The 18,844-nt window shown below is 42.0% G+C and carries 13 protein-coding genes; 9 read left to right on the top strand and 4 right to left on the bottom strand.

Going from position 1 to position 18,844, the window contains the following annotated elements; all coding sequences use genetic code 11:
• The first annotated feature begins 1 nt into the window (after position 1).
• Both H8B21_RS13190 and H8B21_RS13185 read left to right on the top strand, forming a co-directional pair.
• Positions 2-3,271, top strand: a complete 3,270-nt coding sequence (locus H8B21_RS13190) for a BNR-4 repeat-containing protein (protein WP_190314243.1) — start codon at positions 2-4, stop codon at positions 3,269-3,271.
• An 11-nt stretch (positions 3,272-3,282) separates the two neighbouring features.
• Positions 3,283-5,235, top strand: coding sequence for a glycoside hydrolase family 97 protein (locus H8B21_RS13185; protein ID WP_190314242.1), 1,953 nt, complete (start codon positions 3,283-3,285; stop codon positions 5,233-5,235).
• Here the strand turns inward: H8B21_RS13185 and H8B21_RS13180 are convergent.
• A complete protein-coding gene (locus H8B21_RS13180; protein ID WP_190314241.1) occupies positions 5,213-7,897 on the bottom strand; it encodes a cation-translocating P-type ATPase in 2,685 nt (894 codons plus the stop codon). The two genes, H8B21_RS13185 and H8B21_RS13180, sit on opposite strands and share 23 nt — an antisense overlap.
• A gap of 139 nt (positions 7,898-8,036) precedes the next feature.
• Here H8B21_RS13180 and H8B21_RS13175 point away from each other — a divergent pair, with 139 nt between their 5' ends.
• The 5 genes from H8B21_RS13175 (at position 8,037) to H8B21_RS13155 (ending at position 13,539) form a co-directional block, all read left to right on the top strand.
• Positions 8,037-9,020, top strand: a complete 984-nt coding sequence (locus H8B21_RS13175) for a calcium/sodium antiporter (protein ID WP_190314240.1) — start codon at positions 8,037-8,039, stop codon at positions 9,018-9,020.
• A gap of 65 nt (positions 9,021-9,085) precedes the next feature.
• The gene (locus tag H8B21_RS13170; RefSeq protein WP_190314239.1) at positions 9,086-10,096 is read left to right on the top strand and encodes an NAD(P)H-dependent glycerol-3-phosphate dehydrogenase; all 1,011 of its coding nucleotides are present in this window, start codon (positions 9,086-9,088) and stop codon (positions 10,094-10,096) included.
• Positions 10,096-10,998 (top strand): oxygen-dependent coproporphyrinogen oxidase, encoded by a 903-nt coding sequence (gene hemF / locus H8B21_RS13165; RefSeq protein WP_190314238.1) that lies wholly within the window; start codon positions 10,096-10,098, stop codon positions 10,996-10,998. Before H8B21_RS13170 ends, hemF begins: the two co-directional genes overlap by 1 nt.
• Before the next feature lie 17 nt (positions 10,999-11,015).
• Positions 11,016-12,269: a M16 family metallopeptidase gene (locus H8B21_RS13160; RefSeq protein WP_190314237.1), complete on the top strand. Its 1,254-nt coding sequence runs from the start codon at positions 11,016-11,018 to the stop codon at positions 12,267-12,269.
• On the top strand, positions 12,259-13,539 hold the full coding sequence (locus H8B21_RS13155; RefSeq protein WP_190314236.1) for a M16 family metallopeptidase: 1,281 nt from the start codon (positions 12,259-12,261) through the stop codon (positions 13,537-13,539). The genes H8B21_RS13160 and H8B21_RS13155 overlap by 11 nt, the downstream gene beginning before the upstream one ends.
• 294 nt (positions 13,540-13,833) lie before the next feature.
• Here the strand turns inward: H8B21_RS13155 and H8B21_RS13150 are convergent, their stop codons facing one another.
• The 3 genes from H8B21_RS13150 to H8B21_RS13140 are packed head-to-tail and all read right to left on the bottom strand — an operon-like array spanning position 13,834 to position 16,917.
• Positions 13,834-14,478: a hypothetical protein gene (locus H8B21_RS13150; protein ID WP_190314235.1), complete on the bottom strand. Its 645-nt coding sequence runs from the start codon at positions 14,476-14,478 to the stop codon at positions 13,834-13,836.
• 51 nt (positions 14,479-14,529) lie between these two features.
• Positions 14,530-15,651, bottom strand: coding sequence for a lipid-A-disaccharide synthase (lpxB, locus tag H8B21_RS13145; protein ID WP_190314234.1), 1,122 nt, complete (start codon positions 15,649-15,651; stop codon positions 14,530-14,532).
• A 42-nt stretch (positions 15,652-15,693) separates the two neighbouring features.
• Entirely contained in the window at positions 15,694-16,917 is a 1,224-nt protein-coding gene (locus tag H8B21_RS13140) for a porin (RefSeq protein WP_190314233.1), read from the bottom strand.
• Positions 16,918-17,289: 372 nt separating this feature from the next.
• Between H8B21_RS13140 and dinB the strand changes: the two genes are divergently transcribed.
• Positions 17,290-18,336: a DNA polymerase IV gene (gene dinB, locus H8B21_RS13135; RefSeq protein ID WP_223815085.1), complete on the top strand. Its 1,047-nt coding sequence runs from the start codon at positions 17,290-17,292 to the stop codon at positions 18,334-18,336.
• 194 nt (positions 18,337-18,530) lie between these two features.
• Positions 18,531-18,734 (top strand): hypothetical protein, encoded by a 204-nt coding sequence (locus H8B21_RS13130; protein WP_190314232.1) that lies wholly within the window; start codon positions 18,531-18,533, stop codon positions 18,732-18,734.
• Positions 18,735-18,844: the final 110 nt, after the last annotated feature.

Here is an 18,844-nt window from a genome sequence, read left to right as displayed (position 1 = left end):
GATGAAAGACAGGAAAACCGCTATTTGGCCAATATGGCTCACCATTTTGTTCGGTATATGCGTTATGCCTATTATTGTCGTAGCGCAGCCCCATGATGCTCGTGTAATGAACGTTGGCCATGGCTGGGCTCGGAATACAGTGAATACAGCCGTGTTTAGGAAAAACTCTCTCGTGAGTAATGACACAATTCAGTTTATAGCGTATTATGATGGTGATGGGTTTGTAACTTTAGGAAAGCGGCAGCTTGAAAGTGAACAGTGGACTATACAGCGGACATCGTATAAAGGGAATGCAGCCGATGCGCATAATGTTATCAGCATGATGTTAGATGGAGATGGGTATCTGCATGTAGCTTGGGATCATCACAATAGTCGTTTACGTTACGCTAAAAGTATAACGCCTGGAGGATTGGAACTTGGGGAGGAGCAGCCAATGGTAGGAAGGGAGGAAGAACGTGTGACTTACCCCGAGTTCTTCGCGTTACCAACTGGTGAACTTCTCTTTTTCTACAGAGACGGTGGTTCGGGAGCAGGTAACTTGATTATTAACAAATATGAGCAGCAACGGAAAAAATGGCTACGACTTCACACGAATCTGATAAGTGGAGAGGGAAAACGGAATGCATACTGGCAGGCTTACGTTGATCAGAAAGGAACAATTCACATTTCCTGGGTCTGGCGGGAATCTCCGGATGTGGCAAGCAACCACGATATGGCGTATGCTTGTTCTAAAGACGGTGGTTTAACCTGGCAAAAAACCGATGGCACAATATATGGTTTGCCTATCACGGCAGACAACGCGGAATATGCGGCACTGATTCCGGAACAGAGTGAATTGATCAACCAAACCGCTATGGCAGCAGATGAAGATGGCAACCCTTTTATCGCTACTTATTGGCGCGCTGCCGACTCGAAAATCCCACAATACAAGATCATTCATTATGGGAGTGGTAAATGGAACGTGAAATCGTTGGACTTTCGGACATCTCCATTTTCCTTGAGTGGACATGGGACGAAAGAGATTCCTATTTCCCGGCCACAGTTATTGGTAAAAGGTAAAGGGGAGAAAATATCGTTTCTATTGCTGTTCCGGGATAAAGAAAGAGAAAATAAGGCTTCTGTACTGAAGCTGGATGACATCCGCGAACATAACTACGAGATACTGGATCTATTCCCCACATCATTGGGAGCCTGGGAACCTACGTTTGATACGGAGCTGTGGAGAAAAAAAAGGCGCTTAGCACTCTATGTACAGCAAACAGACCAAAAAGATGGAGAGGGCTTGTTGGATGCTTCACCTACAGAAGTGAAAGTAATAGAATGGGAACCACAGATCAAAGAAACAAATACTTTCGTAGTGCATGAACCCGATTATAAACGTAGCCCTAAAACGGGATTAACACGAAAACATTGGAAGGATGCAGCGGCATATTTATTAGAAGGGGCTTTTAGCCATGTAGAAGGTGTAGATAGCCCGATGTTATTTCCGAAACAACCGGGGAGAAGCTACCCTCGTGACGGCAAGCATACACCAACGGAGAAAATGGAAGGACTATGTCGTACTTTATTTGTTGCCCTTCCGCTGATAAAAGAAGACCCGGATTACAGAATCGGTGATATACGTGTAGGGGATTATTATCGTCATCAGATGATGCGGATGCTTGATCGTCATAGTGACACGTATATTGAACCACTTCCAGTGAACGGTGGTCCAAGCCAGAAACTCGTGGAGTTTGGCGGATTGGCTGTATCATTGGCTGCGGCACCGGAAGTGTTGTGGGATCCATTAACACAAGCACAGAAAGATGCTTTAGCGCATACGATGCTCAGTTATGGTCATGGGCCTACTATTCAAATGAATTGGCGTTTTTTCAATATCATGATTATGAGCTTTTTTAAAAGTAAAGGTTATGAAGTTAAAGAAGAATATTTGAAAGAGCTTTTGGAGAAATGTCTGGCTGATTATCGTGGGGATGGGTGGTACAGTGACAGTCCGTATTTTGATTATTATAGCATGTGGGCTTTTCAGATGTATGGTTCTTTATGGGCGAAGTTCTACGGTGATTGCATGTACCCCGATTTTGCCACCCAGTTTAAGAAAAATCTACGTGCCGTAGCAGACAATTATCCGTATATGTTTAGTCAAAATGGCGAAATGATTATGTGGGGACGTAGCATTGCCTATCGTATGGGAGCCGCTGCGCCATTCCCGTTATTGGGTATGTTGGAAGATCCATCGATTAATTACGGGTGGATGCGCCGAATCGCTTCGGGTACGTTGCTGCAATTTCTGCAGAATCCGGACGTGATGGAAGATAACGTGCCGACCTTGGGCTTTTACGGGGCTTTTGAGCCGGCTGTTCAAGAATATAGTTGCCGGGGCAGCGCGTATTGGTTAGGCAAATTCTTTTTGGGTATGCTGATCCCGGAAGATAATATATTTTGGACGGCAACAGAAAATAACGGTGCGTGGGATAATGAAATCGGAGAGGCTCGACTGCTGCATAAATTCACGGCAGATGCCGAGCTTCTCATCACCGATTATAATGATATTGGTGCATCGGAAGTCCGATCGTGGAGCGGCACAAAAAAGATTGGATATTATGAAGGGACAGAGAACTATAATAAATTAGCTTACAATAGTGCATTTCCCTGGCAAGCAGATGGGAAACGGGGTGAAATATCCATGAACTATACTTTTTATAACGGGCAAAAAGAGTGGGAATCTTTTCGGATGTATATGTTTAAAGGATTTGAAGATGGCGTGTATTACAGAGATGCGGTATTGGCTTCTGATGAACAAATAAAACTACTACTTGCCGATGTCATCCTACCAAATGGAATTTTGAGGGTAGATAAAGATATAAGTGAGAAATCAGCGATGGTGCGCTTAGGTCATTATGCTTTGCCCCAATTGGAAGCTCCGATAAAGGAGTCTAAGATCAAATCAGCTGATTTGGAAGCGACTATTATAGACAACGGCGTGTATCAGCTGGCAACGATCCCCGTATACGGATGGCAAAAATCCGAAGTGATCACCGCGAATGGTCTGCATCCAGTATCCGACGTAAGTAAAGTCTCTAATATAGAAGGAATAACTGCTAAAGACGACCGGTATTTTGTGACATTGCTATTATGGAAGAAATCTGGTGAAAAGTGGCGAGAAAAAGAATTATTCCCTTTGAAAACATGGAAGCATCTTTCTGATGGAAGAAAGGTTGAAATCCGTTGGAAAGATGGTCGTAGACAGGTATTAAATTATAAAAACTAATAAATGCTCAAATGAAGAAGAAAATTATTGCTAGTGTTCTGCTCCTTCTCTTTTTATCCGGTGTGAAAGGACAACAAATGAATATGGTTAGCCCGGATAATCATCTCTCGGTAATGTTAGAGCTGGACCAAGGGCAGCTATACTATTCGGTGGTTTTTGATGGGCAGGAAATGCTCGAAAAATCACCTTTAGGTTTGCAGACGCATTTAGGGGATCTTTCAAGCGGGCTTCGGCTAATCGATAAACAAACACGGCAGGTGGACGAACGTTATGAAGAACCTAAAATAAAAAGGAAATCGGTGCATTATCGGGCAAATGAGCATAGCTTTATGTTTGAGAATAAAGACAGCACTTTGTTGGAAATCATTTTTCAGGTGAGCAATAACAATGTAGCGTTCCGCTACGGCATACCTCAAACTGGCGAACCTGCCAATGCCATTATTCAAAAGGAATTGAGCGGTTTTGACTTTCCACAGTTTACAACGACATTTTTAACACCGCAAGCTACACCGATGATCGGATGGAAGAAAACTAAACCGAGTTATGAAGAAGAGTATGTTCCGGATGAGCCCATTGGCACGCCTTCTAAATATGGCGTGGGTTATACGTTCCCTGCGTTATTTCGTATAGGTGATAGAGGGTGGGTACTCGTGTCGGAGACGGGGGTAGGTAGCCTTTATTGTGGCTCGAAATTGAGCGAGAGTACGGCAAACGGTCTTTATCAGATTTCATTTCCGGAGGAAGGCGAAAATAACGGGTTAGGAAGCTCACAGCCTACTTTGGCATTGCCGGGATATACGCCCTGGAGAACGATCACCGTTGGAAAAGATCTAAAACCGATTGTGGAAACGACTATCGCTTTTGACGTAGTAAAACCATTATACGATCCTTCTCAGGATTATCAATTCGGACGTTCGACATGGAGTTGGCTAGAGTGGCAGGATGGCAGTATCAATTTTGAGGATCAGAAAACATTTATCGATCTCTCTGCTGATATGAGCTATGAATTTGCATTGGTAGATAACTGGTGGGATACGAAGATAGGACATCAAAAGATTGAGGAGTTGGTGGCGTACGGGAAAACAAAAGGAGTCGGAATTTGCCTGTGGTACAATTCGAATGGTTTTTGGAATGATGCACCGCAAGGACCTAAAAATCGGATGAATACCTCGGTAGCACGGAAGAAGGAGATGGCCTGGATGCAACGCATAGGCGTTAAAGGAATCAAGGTTGATTTCTTTGGTGGAGATAAGCAGGAAACAATGCAGCTTTACGAGGATATTCTTTCGGATGCAAATGATCACGGTTTAGTCATTATTTTTCACGGTTGTACGTTACCTCGGGGATGGGAACGGATGTATCCAAATTTTGTGGGAAGTGAAGCGGTGCTCGCATCCGAAAATTTGATTTTTACACAGCACGCCAATGATACGGAGGCTTATAATGCAACGTTACACCCCTTTATTCGGAATGCAGTCGGATCGATGGATTTCGGACCTGTATTACTGAACAAACGTCATAATAAGGAAAATAACGGTGGAACAACCCGTAAGACGAGTGAGGTTTTTCAACTGGCAACGGCTGTTTTATTTCAGACGCCGGTGCAAAACTTTGGTATTACGCCAAATAATCTAAAAGAATACCCTGATTTCATTATTGATTTTATGAAGGATGTGCCTACAGTCTGGGATGAGACCGTGTTTATTGACGGCTATCCGGGCAAGTATGTTGTTTTGGCACGTAGACATGGTGACACGTGGTATATCGCTGGCATCAATGCGGAGAAAGAGGCGAAAGAGATTGTTGTATCGCTGCCTATGCTTTCGGAAGGACAAGCGGTATACTATTCGGATGATACCAAACTAAACCCCCAACAAAGCAATTTGAAGATAGCGAAAGACAAAAAGGTCAAATTAACAATCCAATCAGACGGAGCGGCTATTATTGTATCTTCCTCCTTGTAAACACTTTCACGACTTCGTTTGCCAATAAGGGTATAATACTCAACACAAATACGCCTAACCACTCCTTTATGCCAACAGCTTGCAGCTTAAACGCTTCCGTCATAAACGGTACATAAAGTACGATCAGTTGTAATAGTAAACCGACGACGACCGAACCGAAAAGGTATTTATTGGAGAAGAATCCGATTCTAAAGATAGATTTATACTCGTGACGGAAACTGAATGAATAGAATAACTGACAGCCGATAATAGTTAAGAATGCCAATGTGCGCGCATATTCTTCAATGTTTTCGGGAATATTATCGGCAAAAGGGGAGTATCCATGTAGATAATAGCCGCTTACAAACGCGACAATAGTCAAGATACCCATGAGAATTCCGGCGAGAATGACACGCCGTCCGGCTCCGTGCGAAAAGAAATTATCGTTTAACGGCCTAGGTTTCTCTTTCATCACGTCCTTGTCGCCTGGATCCATGCCCAATGCTACGGCGGGCAATGTATCCGTCAATAAGTTAATCCACAATAATTGCGTCGCGATGAGCGGTATAGGTAACCCCACACCAATCGCCACGAGCATGGTAATGACTTCGCCAACGTTACAGGCGAGCAGGAAGATAACAGATTTTTTGATGTTATTATAAATATTCCGTCCTTGTTCTATGGCGGCAATGATGGTTGAGAAATTGTCGTCTGCCAAAATCATGTCCGAGGCATTTTTTGCCACATCCGTACCTTCGATTCCCATGGCTACGCCGATATCTGCTGCATTGAGCGAAGGCGCATCGTTCACCCCGTCCCCGGTCATGGAAACGATGTTGCCTTTTGCCCGGAAAGCTTTTACGATGTTGACCTTATGTTCTGGAGAGACCCGAGCAAACACCTTGTATTCTTCAATATGTGATTCTAGTTCTTCCCGCGACATATTGTTGATGGCCGCGCCTGTAGTTGCCTCGGAGCGTTTGGACGCAATACCCAGCTCCTTGGCGATAGCCAAAGCTGTGTTTTTATGGTCTCCGGTAATCATGATCGTGCTAATGCCGGCTTCTTTGGCAGTAGCGATAGCGTCTTTGACTTCCTCGCGGGGCGGATCGATCATTCCAACTACACCGATCATAACCAAATTCCTTTCAAAATTTTCCGTGTCGATCTGTTTCTCCAATGGTTTATAGGCGACAGCTAAGGTACGTAGTGCTTTATCCGACATGGCATCAGCGGCATCCGAAAGGATAGTTTTGTGTGTCTCTGTTAACGGAATGATTTCACCATCCTCTACAATATGTTTACATTTCAAAATAATGCTGTCGATGGCTCCCTTTGCATATATTACAAATTTGTCCTCTTGTTGATGGAGCGTAGACATCATCTTACGATTCGAATCAAAGGCTTTTTCATCTATTCTGGGTTGCGATGACGATAATGCTGCCCGGTCAATTTTTAAGTCGTCCGCCAGCTGTAACAAAGCAATCTCTGTTGGATCGCCCGTGCTGTCTCCATTTTCCAATGTAGCATCAGAAGCCAATACCATGGCCGACGAAAGTAAATGGGCTTCTGCAGAAAGATCGGATTGGTCTTCCACCTTTTGAGTTTTGTCGGTAAAAGTGAAAAACTCCTGAACGGTCATTTTGTTCTGTGTCAGCGTTCCGGTTTTATCGGAACAAACGATGTTTACGGAACCTAGTGTTTCGACAGCAGGAAGTCTTTTAATAATCGCGTTTTGTTTCGCCATTTTGGTCACGCCAATGGAAAGTACAACAGCAACAATGGCTGCCAGTCCTTCTGGAATAGCCGCAACGGCTAAGGAAACCGATGTTAGGAACATTTCCGTTAAATCCCTTCCTTGGAAAAACGATATAATAAAGATAAGTACACAGATAGCAAGTGCTGCTTTGCCCAGTGTTTTTCCAAGCTGGTCTAATCGTACTTCAAGCGGTGTCTTTGTTTCGCTATCCTGGCTTAATATATCGGCTATCTTTCCTACTTCCGTGTTTGTTCCCGTGCCGGTCACGACACCAATGCCTCGCCCGTAGGTAACCAGCGTAGACATATAGGCTAAATTGACGCGGTCACCGAGTGGTATATAGTCTTCCGAAAACACTGCGGATGCGTCTTTTTCTGCTGCTACGGATTCTCCCGTCAATGCGGATTCATCGATTTGCAGGTTCGCGCTCTCAACGAGACGTAAATCAGCGGGTATATAACGTCCAGCATCCAAAATAACAATATCGCCCGGTACTACGTCTTCCGAACCGATTTCCTTAACTTGATTGTCGCGTTTTACCAACGCTTTCGGGGTCGCCATCTTTCGCAGTGCTTCGATCGCATTTCCAGCTCTTATCTCCTGGACAACACCCAATGTTGCATTAATAAGAATGACGATAATGATAATGATGCCATCTAGATACTCGCCCATGAACATGGTGATGACAACAGCAGCGAACAGTACGTAAATCAAGGCATCTTGTAATTGGGCAAGAAACATCTTGAAAATAGATTTACGGTTGTGTGCCTTTAGTTGATTGGGGCCGTAGGTGGATAGTCTTTGTTGAGCTTCGTTTTCTGATAAACCAGAAGAGAGATTGGTTTTTAGCATCTCGACAGATTTATCGATGGATTGTGCATGAAATAAAGTGCTGTTTTCTTTGGAAGTATCGGTTTTCGTCATCGTTTCAGATTAAAAGTTGTCGTTCAATAAAGATATAAATTAGTCCCTATAAAAAATGTAATTTTGGTCATTTTGAAGTATTTATGTGTAGAAATTAACGTAAAAAATGGCATATTTGTTTATCATCTAATAGAGATTTATGAGTTTTTCAGCCGTTATTACTTTTTTATTTGGATTGATCATTATTACGGTGGGTGCCGAAATTCTCTTGAAAGGTGCGTCCAAAATTGCCACGTTACTTCATATTCGTCCTATCGTTATCGGTCTTACTATTGTATCTATTGGAACAAGTTTGCCTGAATTGGCCGTTGGGCTTACGGCTATAGGGGAGGGAGCGGGAGACATTGCGATAGGTAATATTGCGGGAACGAATCTGGTGAACATCCTATTTATTCTTGGGCTAAGTGCAGCTATCCGTCCCTTGCCGCTGAATTTAAAGAGTATCAAAACGGAGATGTACACGATGATTATTGCAGCCGTATTACTACTGATACTATCTTTGGACGGCGACCTTAGTACATGGGATGGATTGATTATGTTACTGCTGGGTATTGTTTATTTAACGATTATTGTGCGGACAAGCAGACAGGAGCCTTTCCATGTTCAAATGGAATTTCGGGAGGAATATGAAACTCCACCATTGCATGAGAAAAAAGATGCAAAGGTGTGGGCTTGGAATTTTATGTTATTATTCTGCGGAATCGTCGCAACAATCTACGGAGCGGAAAAATTAGTCGACGGTGCGGTAGAGATGGCTAAATATTTCGGTATGAGTGACGCGGTAATTGGATTAACGATTATCGCCATAGGTACATCAGCACCGGAACTCGCAACGACGATTGTTGCTACCTTTAGGGATGAGCGGGATGTAGCGATCGGAAATTTACTCGGAAGTAGTATCATCAATATTTTTATCATCTTAGGCATTACAAGTATTTTCACACCGGGAGGTATCAACGTATCCCAGGATATCCTCTGGTTTGATTTACCATTGGCAGCGTTGGTCGCTGTAGTTTGTTACCCTGTATTTAAATCCGATCAGATGGTATCGAGAAAAGAGGGGATTACTTTTGTGACGTTGTATCTCGCTTATCTAGTGTTTTTACTGATGTATCGAGTTTGACTTTTTTTGAGAAAAAAAAGTATTATTAGAAACCGTATATTTGTAGCTTTTACAACAAGAAATTTATGGACGAATCGGTGCAAAAGATAGGCATTGTGGGAAGTGGAAGTTGGGCGACAGCGATGATAAAGATGTTTGGAGATAATGTCGAAAATAAAGATATTTTATGGTGGGTTAGGAAAGAAGACGATTTGGCTTATATCCAATCTTATGGACATAATCCCAGTTATCTGAGTGCTGTAAAGGTTTCTGTAAAACCAGATAATTTATTCCTTGATGCGAAATCGGTTATTCAACAATCAGATATTGTCGTACTAAACACGCCTTCTGCTTATTTAAAAGAGGCGTTGAAAGAGGTGAAGACCGAAGATTTTTCAAATAAGATTGTGGTGTCTGCCATTAAAGGTATTATTCCGACCGATAACCTTATCGTAGGCGACTACCTGACGAAGACTTATCATGTTCCGTTAAAAAACATTGTAGTCATTGGAGGGCCTTGTCATGCCGAGGAAGTATCTTCGGAAAAACTGTCTTATTTAACTTTAGCGGGTAAAGACGATGAAACCGTTGAACGTGTAGCCACATTTATTCGTGGTAGGTATATCAATACCATTCTTTCAAAAGATATTTTTGGTGTAGAATACGGAGCCGTACTTAAGAATATATATGCCTTGGCGGCAGGTATATGTCATGGGTTGGGATTGGGCGATAACTTCATTGCCGTATTGATTTCGAATGCTATCCAGGAGATGGAGACTTGTTTATCCGCAATTGACCCGGAGGCTAACCGAGATATTAATGCATCAGCCTACCTCGGCGATTTATTGGTAACAGCTTATTCGCAATTTAGTAGAAATCGTACTTTCGGTCATATGATCGGGAAGGGGTACACCGTGCAATCGGCACAATTGGAGATGAATATGGTTGCAGAGGGTTATTATGCATCGGCATGTATCCAAAATATTATTCAACGTTACCAATTGGATATGCCCATATGCCATATGGTATATGAAATCTTATATCACCGTCAGCCAGCAAATGCCGAAGTCAAAAAACTATTAGCAAAATTAACGTAATGAGTTTAACAAAAGAGCAGATAGCAGAAACATATAAAAAAATTCAGGATGAGATAACCTCGGGATTAGAAACTTTAGACGGAAAATCTACTTTTGTGGAAGAACTATGGCAGCGTGAGGGTGGTGGAGGCGGTCGCACCCGTATTATACAAAATGGTAATATATTGGAAAAAGGTGGTGTTAATTTTTCCGCCGTTCATGGTAAATTGCCCGAACCGATCAAAAAATCCTTTAAAGTGGAAGAGGATGAATTTTTCGCTACCGGTGTTTCTATTGTTATTCATCCCAATAATCCGTGGGTGCCTATTATCCACATGAATATACGCTATTTCGAATTGGGCGAGAATATTCGCTGGTTCGGGGGCGGAATTGACCTTACGCCGCACTATGTGATCGAAGATGATGCTCGTTTTTTTCACCATATGATGAAGAACGTATGTGACAGACATCATCCTACTTTTTATCCGGAATTTAAGACGTGGGCAGACAATTACTTTTATATTAAACACCGACAAGAAACACGTGGGGTAGGTGGTGTGTTTTATGATAAGTTGACGCCCGAAAAAACAGGGCTGTCAGCAGAACAGCTTTTTAAGTTCTCCTGTGATTTAGGACGAACCTTTGTACCTACCTATACGGAGTTGGTGAATCGAAATAGACAACGGAAATTCTCTCCACAGGATAAAGAATGGCAGTTGCTGCGTCGAGGCCGTTATGTGGAGTTTAACTTGGTTTACGATGCAGGCACTCGTTTTGGGTTGGAGACGAATGGTCGTATAGAGTCTATATTGATGAGTTTACCGACACAGGCGAATTGGGCGTATGATTTTAAACCCGAAATCGGCTCTAAAGAGGAAAAAACCTTGTCTTTGTTGAAAAAAGGGATAGACTGGGTGGTCTAACCTATAATAATATTTTTATGATCAAATATCAGCGTTTTACACTTGATAATGGCTTGCGTGTATTGGTGCACGAAGACCATACCACGGCGATGGCATGTGTGAATATATTATATGATGTGGGAGCACGGGACGAATCGCCTGATAAAACCGGCTTTGCACATCTGTTTGAACATCTGATGTTCGGAGGTTCTGTAAACATACCCAACTATGATACACCTTTGCAGGAAGTAGGTGGGGAAAATAATGCTTTTACGAGCAACGATATTACCAATTATTATATTACGCTTCCGTCTGCTAATTTGGAAACGGCATTTTGGTTGGAAAGTGATCGTATGTTGAGTTTGGCTTTTAGTGAGCAGAGTTTGGAAGTGCAACGAAATGTGGTATGCGAGGAATTTAAACAGCGCTACCTCAACCAACCCTACGGCGACGTTTGGTTGCGTTTGCGACCACTTGCCTACAAGGAACATCCCTATCGCTGGGCTACGATCGGTAAGGAACTTCGTCCTATCGAAGAAGCAACGATGGAAGATGTAAAGGCGTTTTTCTTTGAGCATTATTTGCCGAATAATGCCATTATGGTAGTCGCAGGTGATGTAACATTTGATCAAGTAAAAACATTGGCAGAAAAATGGTTTGCTAATATTCCTGCGCGTTCGAAACCCGAACGGAAGCTGCCTCGGGAACCTAAACAATTAGCTCCTAGACGGGAGGAAGTATATGCGGATATTCCGGTAAATAGTATTTATATTGCTTTTCACGGACCAGGACGTACAGATCCTGATTATCCGGTAATGGATTTATTGTCCGATATACTTTCGCGTGGAAGTTCGTCCCGTTTATATAGGGCATTGGTAAAGGATCAACCTTTATTCAGTGAGGTAAACGCCTATGTATGCGGTTCTATCGATCCTAATCTGATTGTCATTGAAGGAAAACCTTTACCTCATATGGATATGGCAGAAGCAGAGAAATTGTTGTGGAATCAGCTCGACATATTGAAATCTGAAATGATGAAGGAGACCGAGCTGCAAAAAGTGAAAAATAAGATAGAATCGACGATGGTGTTTGCAGAACTTTCTATCTTGGATCGGGCAATGAATTTAGCTTTTTTTGAAGTACTTGGTGATGCTGATTTATATAACCAAGAAGTGGCTAAATACCTTGCCGTAACGCCGTCTGATATCCAACGGATAGCACGGGAAATTTTTACTCCGGATAATTCGTCAACTCTAATTTATTATGCTAAAGAACAAAAACATGCTGAATAGAACGGTAGCACCTTCACGTCACGACATACAGGATATCGACCTTGTACAACCCGATGAAGTGGTTTTTGACAATGGCTTAAGGGTTTTCATTTTTAGTGCACCAACACAGGAATTGATAAAGGCTGAATTTATTTTTCAAAATATATTCAATGGCTCGGAAAACTCCCTGCTTCATACTTGTGCTAGCCATATGTTAAAGGAAGGTACAAAGACGCGTACGAGTGCGCAAATCGCAGAAGAAATCGATTTTTATGGCGCTTACCTCATGCCAGAATATAGCTTTGACCAAACGGCGTTAACGCTCTATTCGCTGAATAAGCATCTAGGTGCCGTGCTACCTGTTGTACACGATATATTGAATGAGGCTATTTTTCCGGAAGCGGAACTGGAAACATATATTCGTAACAATAAGCAGACGTTACAGATCTCATTGCAAAAAAATGAGTATGTGGCACGTCGGCTATTTTTCAAAAACTTGTTTGGAGAAAGTAGATATGGACGCATTCCAACGGAGGAAGCTTATGATAAGCTAAACCGGGAAGATTTGATAGCGCTATATCAGAAGCAGGTACAGCCTCAAAACTGTACGTTGATTTTATCTGGAAATATTACTGATGATGTTTTAAAGCAAATACGGGAGCTTTTCGATGTCCAGTGGACAAACACGGAGAACTTAGATGGCATCATGAAACCTGAATTTCCGGTTTTTATACCTACCACCGTATTGGATGAACGTGCGGATGCCCTGCAATCAGCGATTCGTTTAGGTATGCCTGCCATCAATCGCGTACATCCTGACTTTCCGGCCATACAGTTTGTGAATACACTGCTGGGTGGATATTTCGGTTCACGTCTGATGCGGAATATCCGGGAAGAAAAAGGATTTACGTATAGTATCGGCTCTGCTTTTGCGAGTCTGCAACATACGGGGTTCTTTACCATTGCCACGGAAGTAGGTGTAGACAGCACGCAGGCAACGCTCACGGAGATAGAAAAAGAATTGGATATTTTACGGGATATACAAGCTACCGAACAGGAAATAGCCTTAGTGAAAAATTATATCTTGGGTTCTATTTTAGGTACGATCGAATCTATCTTTTCGCACGCCGATAAGTTTAAAGCAGTGTATTTTTATGGACTTGATCTATCGTATTATACACGGTATAATGAAATCATCCGCAACATGACTGCTGCGGATGTACAACGTGTAGCGAATACGTATTTTGACTACAATAATTTATTAAAAATTATTGTTGGTAAAGTATATTAATAATTTTGTCGCTCAAGCCGCGACGTGGCTCATACTTTTTTTTCCGCAAAAAAAGTATGCAAAAAAACTCGCCACTTTAAAATTTTGATGGGATGGATAGTGCATCGATAGTATTTCTACATATTTCAAAATTTTATATGTGGCATTAAGAGGTTAAAAATGGGATAATACAATTGCATGAACCCTCCCTTAACTTTTAAGGTCGCATCCGGATGTTTGAGGTATGTAGAAACCCATCCTTAGTACTACCCATTTCTCTCAAATATCCGAAGCGACGAGGTTTTTGCTTCTTTTTCACGGGGAAAAAGAAGAGATAGTGGCCTTCCCCTCTCTACCCGGAGAACCAGAATAAACTTGTCCTTGCGGCATACCTCGAAGACCCGGCGCTGAGGTAGCAATACGTGAGTATATCTGATTTAAATCGGAGACAGGATTGATAGCTCGGCCACCGGCGGATACATCAATATATACGTAGTTCGCTTGTTTTTTATCTTCTGACTGTGGTGTAATCCCACTCGGATCGTATTTGAAATTCACTTGACCGCCATCGCCGTTTGGATCGGTCTTCGTCCCGTTCATGGCATCTTGACCACGGGCAATGACATACAATGAACCCAATTTTTTAAGGTTGATATCGATATCGAAGTCCGAAGCATTATTTCGGCCACCGATACCGCTAATAAATGCACCTTTTCCAATTTCCGCATGTTTTACAATCAGTTTGACATCTTTTTTTCCGTAAAACTGCAGGGACGACCGATCTTTCATGATCAGTGTATCAATATATATGACTGCGGAGGAATCCCGGCTGTTAAAGGTTTTCTTTTTCTTCTTGCCCAATTCTAATCGAGCAATATGTTCCTCTTGGGCATATCCTAACGATAGGAAAGAAACGCCTAAGAAGAGGAAGATTATACTTAATATATGCGTTAATTTCATGACTTCTACTATTTGTGTATGTTATATTAGAATAACAAAAGGGCAAATAGTTTAGTTTGCTTTGCCGGACGAATATTGAACGATAAGTTTCGCTGCTTTTTCCGATGCTCCCGGCGAACCAAGTTTCTCCGCCAATATGTCATAATTTTCCATTACGCTCGCGCGGTGTTCTTTATTTGTGATCAGTTCACCAAGTTCGTCGGCAATGGTACGGGTATCACATTCTTCTTGGATAAATTCCCGAACGGATAAAAAACCATTGATCAGATTGACTAGAGAAATGAATTCAACTTTAACCAGACGACGAGCTAAAAAAACCGTGAGTTTGTTGGCTTTGTAGACGACAACCTGCGGTACTTTCAAGATACCTGTCTCCAGTGTAGCGGTACCGCTGGTCACGACGGCAGCTTCCGCATGGTTAAGGAGATCATATGTTTGTTGGAAAACGACTTTTATGGGTAAATCGCCAATATATTGCTGATAGTAATCTTCATCAAAATTTGGTGCTCCTGCTATGACGAGTTGGTGTGCTGGAAAAAGATAATACAAATCGACCATAACCGGCAACAGCTTTTCGATCTCCATTTTTCGGCTCCCCGGAAGCAGCGCGATAATAGGCCGCTCATTGAGCCTATTGTCCTCTTTGAAGGCGGTATTGAACGTATGTTGACTTATCGCGTCCAGCAGGGGATTGCCGACGTAATCTACAGCATAATTGTATTTTTTATAGAAATCGACCTCAAAAGGAAGTATACAGAACATATGGTCGACAACTTTTTTGATCTTATGCACTCGCCCTTGGTTCCAGGCCCAGATTTTTGGGGAGATGTAGTAGCAAACGCGAATACCACGCTTTTTGGCAAATTCTGCAATCTTGAGGTTAAATCCGGGGAAATCTATTAAGATTAAAGTGTCTGGATTTTCTTTGGTAATATCCTCTTTTACTAGCTTAAGATTCTTACTGATTTTTCCGAGATTTTTGATAACCTCCACAAATCCCATAAACGCCATTTCGGACGTATGTATCAACGGCGTTTGTCCAGATGCCTCACGCATCTGATCTCCACCTACTATACGGAAACTGGCCTCTGCATCTTCTTTTTTTAAGGCTTTGATCAGATTAGCGCCATGTAGATCTCCTGAAGTCTCGCCAGCAATAAGATAGTATTTCATTCGTAAACTGAGTTATATTTCACCGTATCAAAGATACGTTATTTATATCCCCAATTCAATTTGGAAAGTTCCTCCCCAAGCGTTCTTACTATAGTTGTTACCGAAATCACCATTTGGCACGGTATAATTTGCGTTGATTTGGAATTTAAGTCGATGTGCTTTCATATACTTCGTTAGCCCTAATTCAATCACGTCTAACTGATCTTCATAGTTCCGCAACTGCTGATGTGGTTTTATATAGGTATAACGGGTAGCTATTTCATATCCCTTGTTGAGTAAATAGGAAGCTTGCTGATTCAGCCCCCATCCCTTTTGTGCGTAGGCTAATTCATCTTCTGGACCGTCCACTTGATTGAATTGATCATCTACGATGTTGAATGGGTTATCGACATCACGTCGCATGTATTCTGCTTGATAAGCAAAACCTTGATATTTAAAGATAGCATCTGCAAAAGACGTCTTGAGTGTGAAAGGATTTTTCACATACCTGCCAAGTTGCCCACCTTCTCTTATAGTACGATCGTTGTAACTATATCCGCCTCCGATGGAAAGCTTAGGCGTTTCCTCGCGCTCGATATCCCCTTCCGAGTAGTCACCATCGTTTGTGAAATTGCCCAAAGGTAAAAACTCCACACGTCCGGTATAAGCTAATCCGTCGTCGGTACCCAAGGCAGGACGTCCTTCACCGGTCGAGATCGCTGCTTTTGCGTTGATGGGCATGTCGCCTATTTTCTTGCTTAGGTTAAACGAAACTCCGAAATCGCGATCCAACGTGTAGTTACTGTTCACCAACGATCGGTCAGCAAACTGTAATTGACCGGAAGAGTTAACGCGCTGTCGGTTACCCGGTAATTTATTCTGTCCAAAGGAAATATAAAAATCATCGCTAAAGTTATAGAAAACTACCGCGTCACGCACAATATTAGCGATGCCGGTATCATCAAAATCTTGATCGCCACGGGTAAATGCCAACTGGATGGAGTAGGAAATCTTTGGGGTATAGATATAGCCGTCCATACGTAGCCGTAAGCGGCGGATGCGAGCATCGAACTTACCATTATCTTCGTTATCCAGTACATTACTATAGCCGAGTCTGTTCTGCATACGAAATCTAAAATTTGTATAGAACAGGGAATCGTCGCTCATGTATTGTATGCCTTTGAAATTTAAGATGGTGGCTCGATCGTCCCGCTCTTGTGCCTGGCTTTGAAGGGTAAGTAAGAGGCAACCTACGGTTACCAACAGTAATCCAATTTTGGTGTTCATGCGTGTGGTTATAAAAGTATTTTCTAATACGTAGCAAAGTGCCAAAGATAATATTTCTTAGTTTTACTTTGCACTATTCTCAGATACGAAATTTCATTTTAATTTTGGAAAGAAATAGGAAGATTGGGTTCATACTTTTTTTCCCTCAAAAAAAGTATGCAAAAAAAATCGTCGCTGAAAAATTTTGATGGGGATGGATAGTGCAAAGATATTAGTTCTACATATTTCAAAATTTTTGATGCGACATCAGAGGAGAATAAAGGGATCGTGCAAACCTATAAGCTGAGCATGTGAGTTTATCAACGATAATCCTGGTTCAGACAAACGAAGAAAATTGTGAGCAATAATATACGAAAGATAATCCATATTGACATGGATGCATTTTATGCGTCGGTGGAGCAGCGTGATTTTCCGGAACTGCGCGATATAGCGCTTGCGGTGGGCGGTTCGCCGGATGGCAGGGGTGTTGTGGCTACGGCGAGTTACGAAGCTCGGAAGTTTGGAGTCCGTTCGGCCATGTCTTCCCGACAAGCTTTACAGCGTTGTCCACACTTAATCTTTACTCGCCCTCGATTTGACGTATATCGGGAAGTTTCCCATCAGATACGGGCAATTTTTAGACGATATACCGATTTGATAGAGCCGCTTTCACTAGACGAGGCGTATTTGGATGTGACGGAAGACAAACAGGGAATCGGATCGGCTATTGAAATCGCCAAAGCGATCAAGAAAGCAATTCGTGAAGAATTGGGTTTAACAGCTTCAGCAGGCGTGTCTATAAATAAATTTATTGCAAAAATTGCATCTGATTATCAGAAGCCGGATGGATTAACGTTTATCGGGCCTTCTAAAATTATTCCTTTTTTAGAGCAGCTCCCAATCGAGAAGTTTTTTGGTGTAGGTAAAGTAACGGCCAAAAAAATGAAAAGTATGGGGATACATACGGGAAAGGAACTGAAAGAGTTTACGGAGAATGAGTTGATCCGGCGTTTCGGAAAATCAGGCAAATTTTTCTACCATATGGTTCGTGGGGAAGACAATAGACCTGTCAAACCTAATCGAATCGTCAAATCAATTGGTATAGAAGATACTTTTGAAACGGATCTCAGAGAGGAGCAGGAAATGCTAAAGGAATTGCGGGTATTATGCGACAAACTGGAGAAAAGATTGGAGGGGAAGGCAAAACAGGGACGTACAGTTACCTTAAAAATAAAATTCGCAGACTTTTCCCAGATTACAAGAAGCAAAACTAGCGTGTTTTATCTGAATACTGCAGAAGATATTTTCCAGCAGATAACGGATCTTTTCAGTAAAGTGGATATGGAAGATAAACGGGTGAGGCTTCTGGGGGTAACGATCTCTAATTTTTACGATGCTGATTTGGAGAAGTTGAATAACCCACAATTGCGGTTGTTTTGATGCAGTCGTATCTATGTAGTAGCTTCTAAGTGTACGTTTGTTGTACTGGTTTTCTCGTTAACATAAAAAAGGCGATACATTTTTGCTGAACATATACCAATCGCGGTATAATTTTTCATAGGTAGATTGTATCCGGCGTCACCTCCCCGGTAACGCCGGATCTATTTATTAAAAAGTACTGTTCAGATATAACCATGCACGCAAAAACTAATAAGACGAAAGGATCACAAATCCGTTATTCCACCGAAATACAAGAAAATGTGGTAAGTGCTATTTTATCCGGTGATTTGCTGTTGGAAGAAGCGATGACAAAGCACGGTATTATGTCAAAAAAGACGGTTGTGCGGTGGTTAAAGAACCATCAATGTAAAAAACTGAGAAATCAAATTTCTCAATAGTTACATAGTAAAAATATGTTAAACATGTAGTCGAAACGCTACATGTTTTTTTTGTGTTGTATAATCGCTATAAACATCTGTAGATATTATCTAAATTCGTCAACAGACCA

It is taken from the genome of Sphingobacterium chuzhouense (genome assembly GCF_014692525.1).
Taxonomy (GTDB): Bacteria; Bacteroidota; Bacteroidia; order Sphingobacteriales; family Sphingobacteriaceae; genus Sphingobacterium; species Sphingobacterium chuzhouense.
Note: the sequence above shows the minus strand (reverse complement) of the source record. Positions and strands in the feature narration are given on the sequence as shown.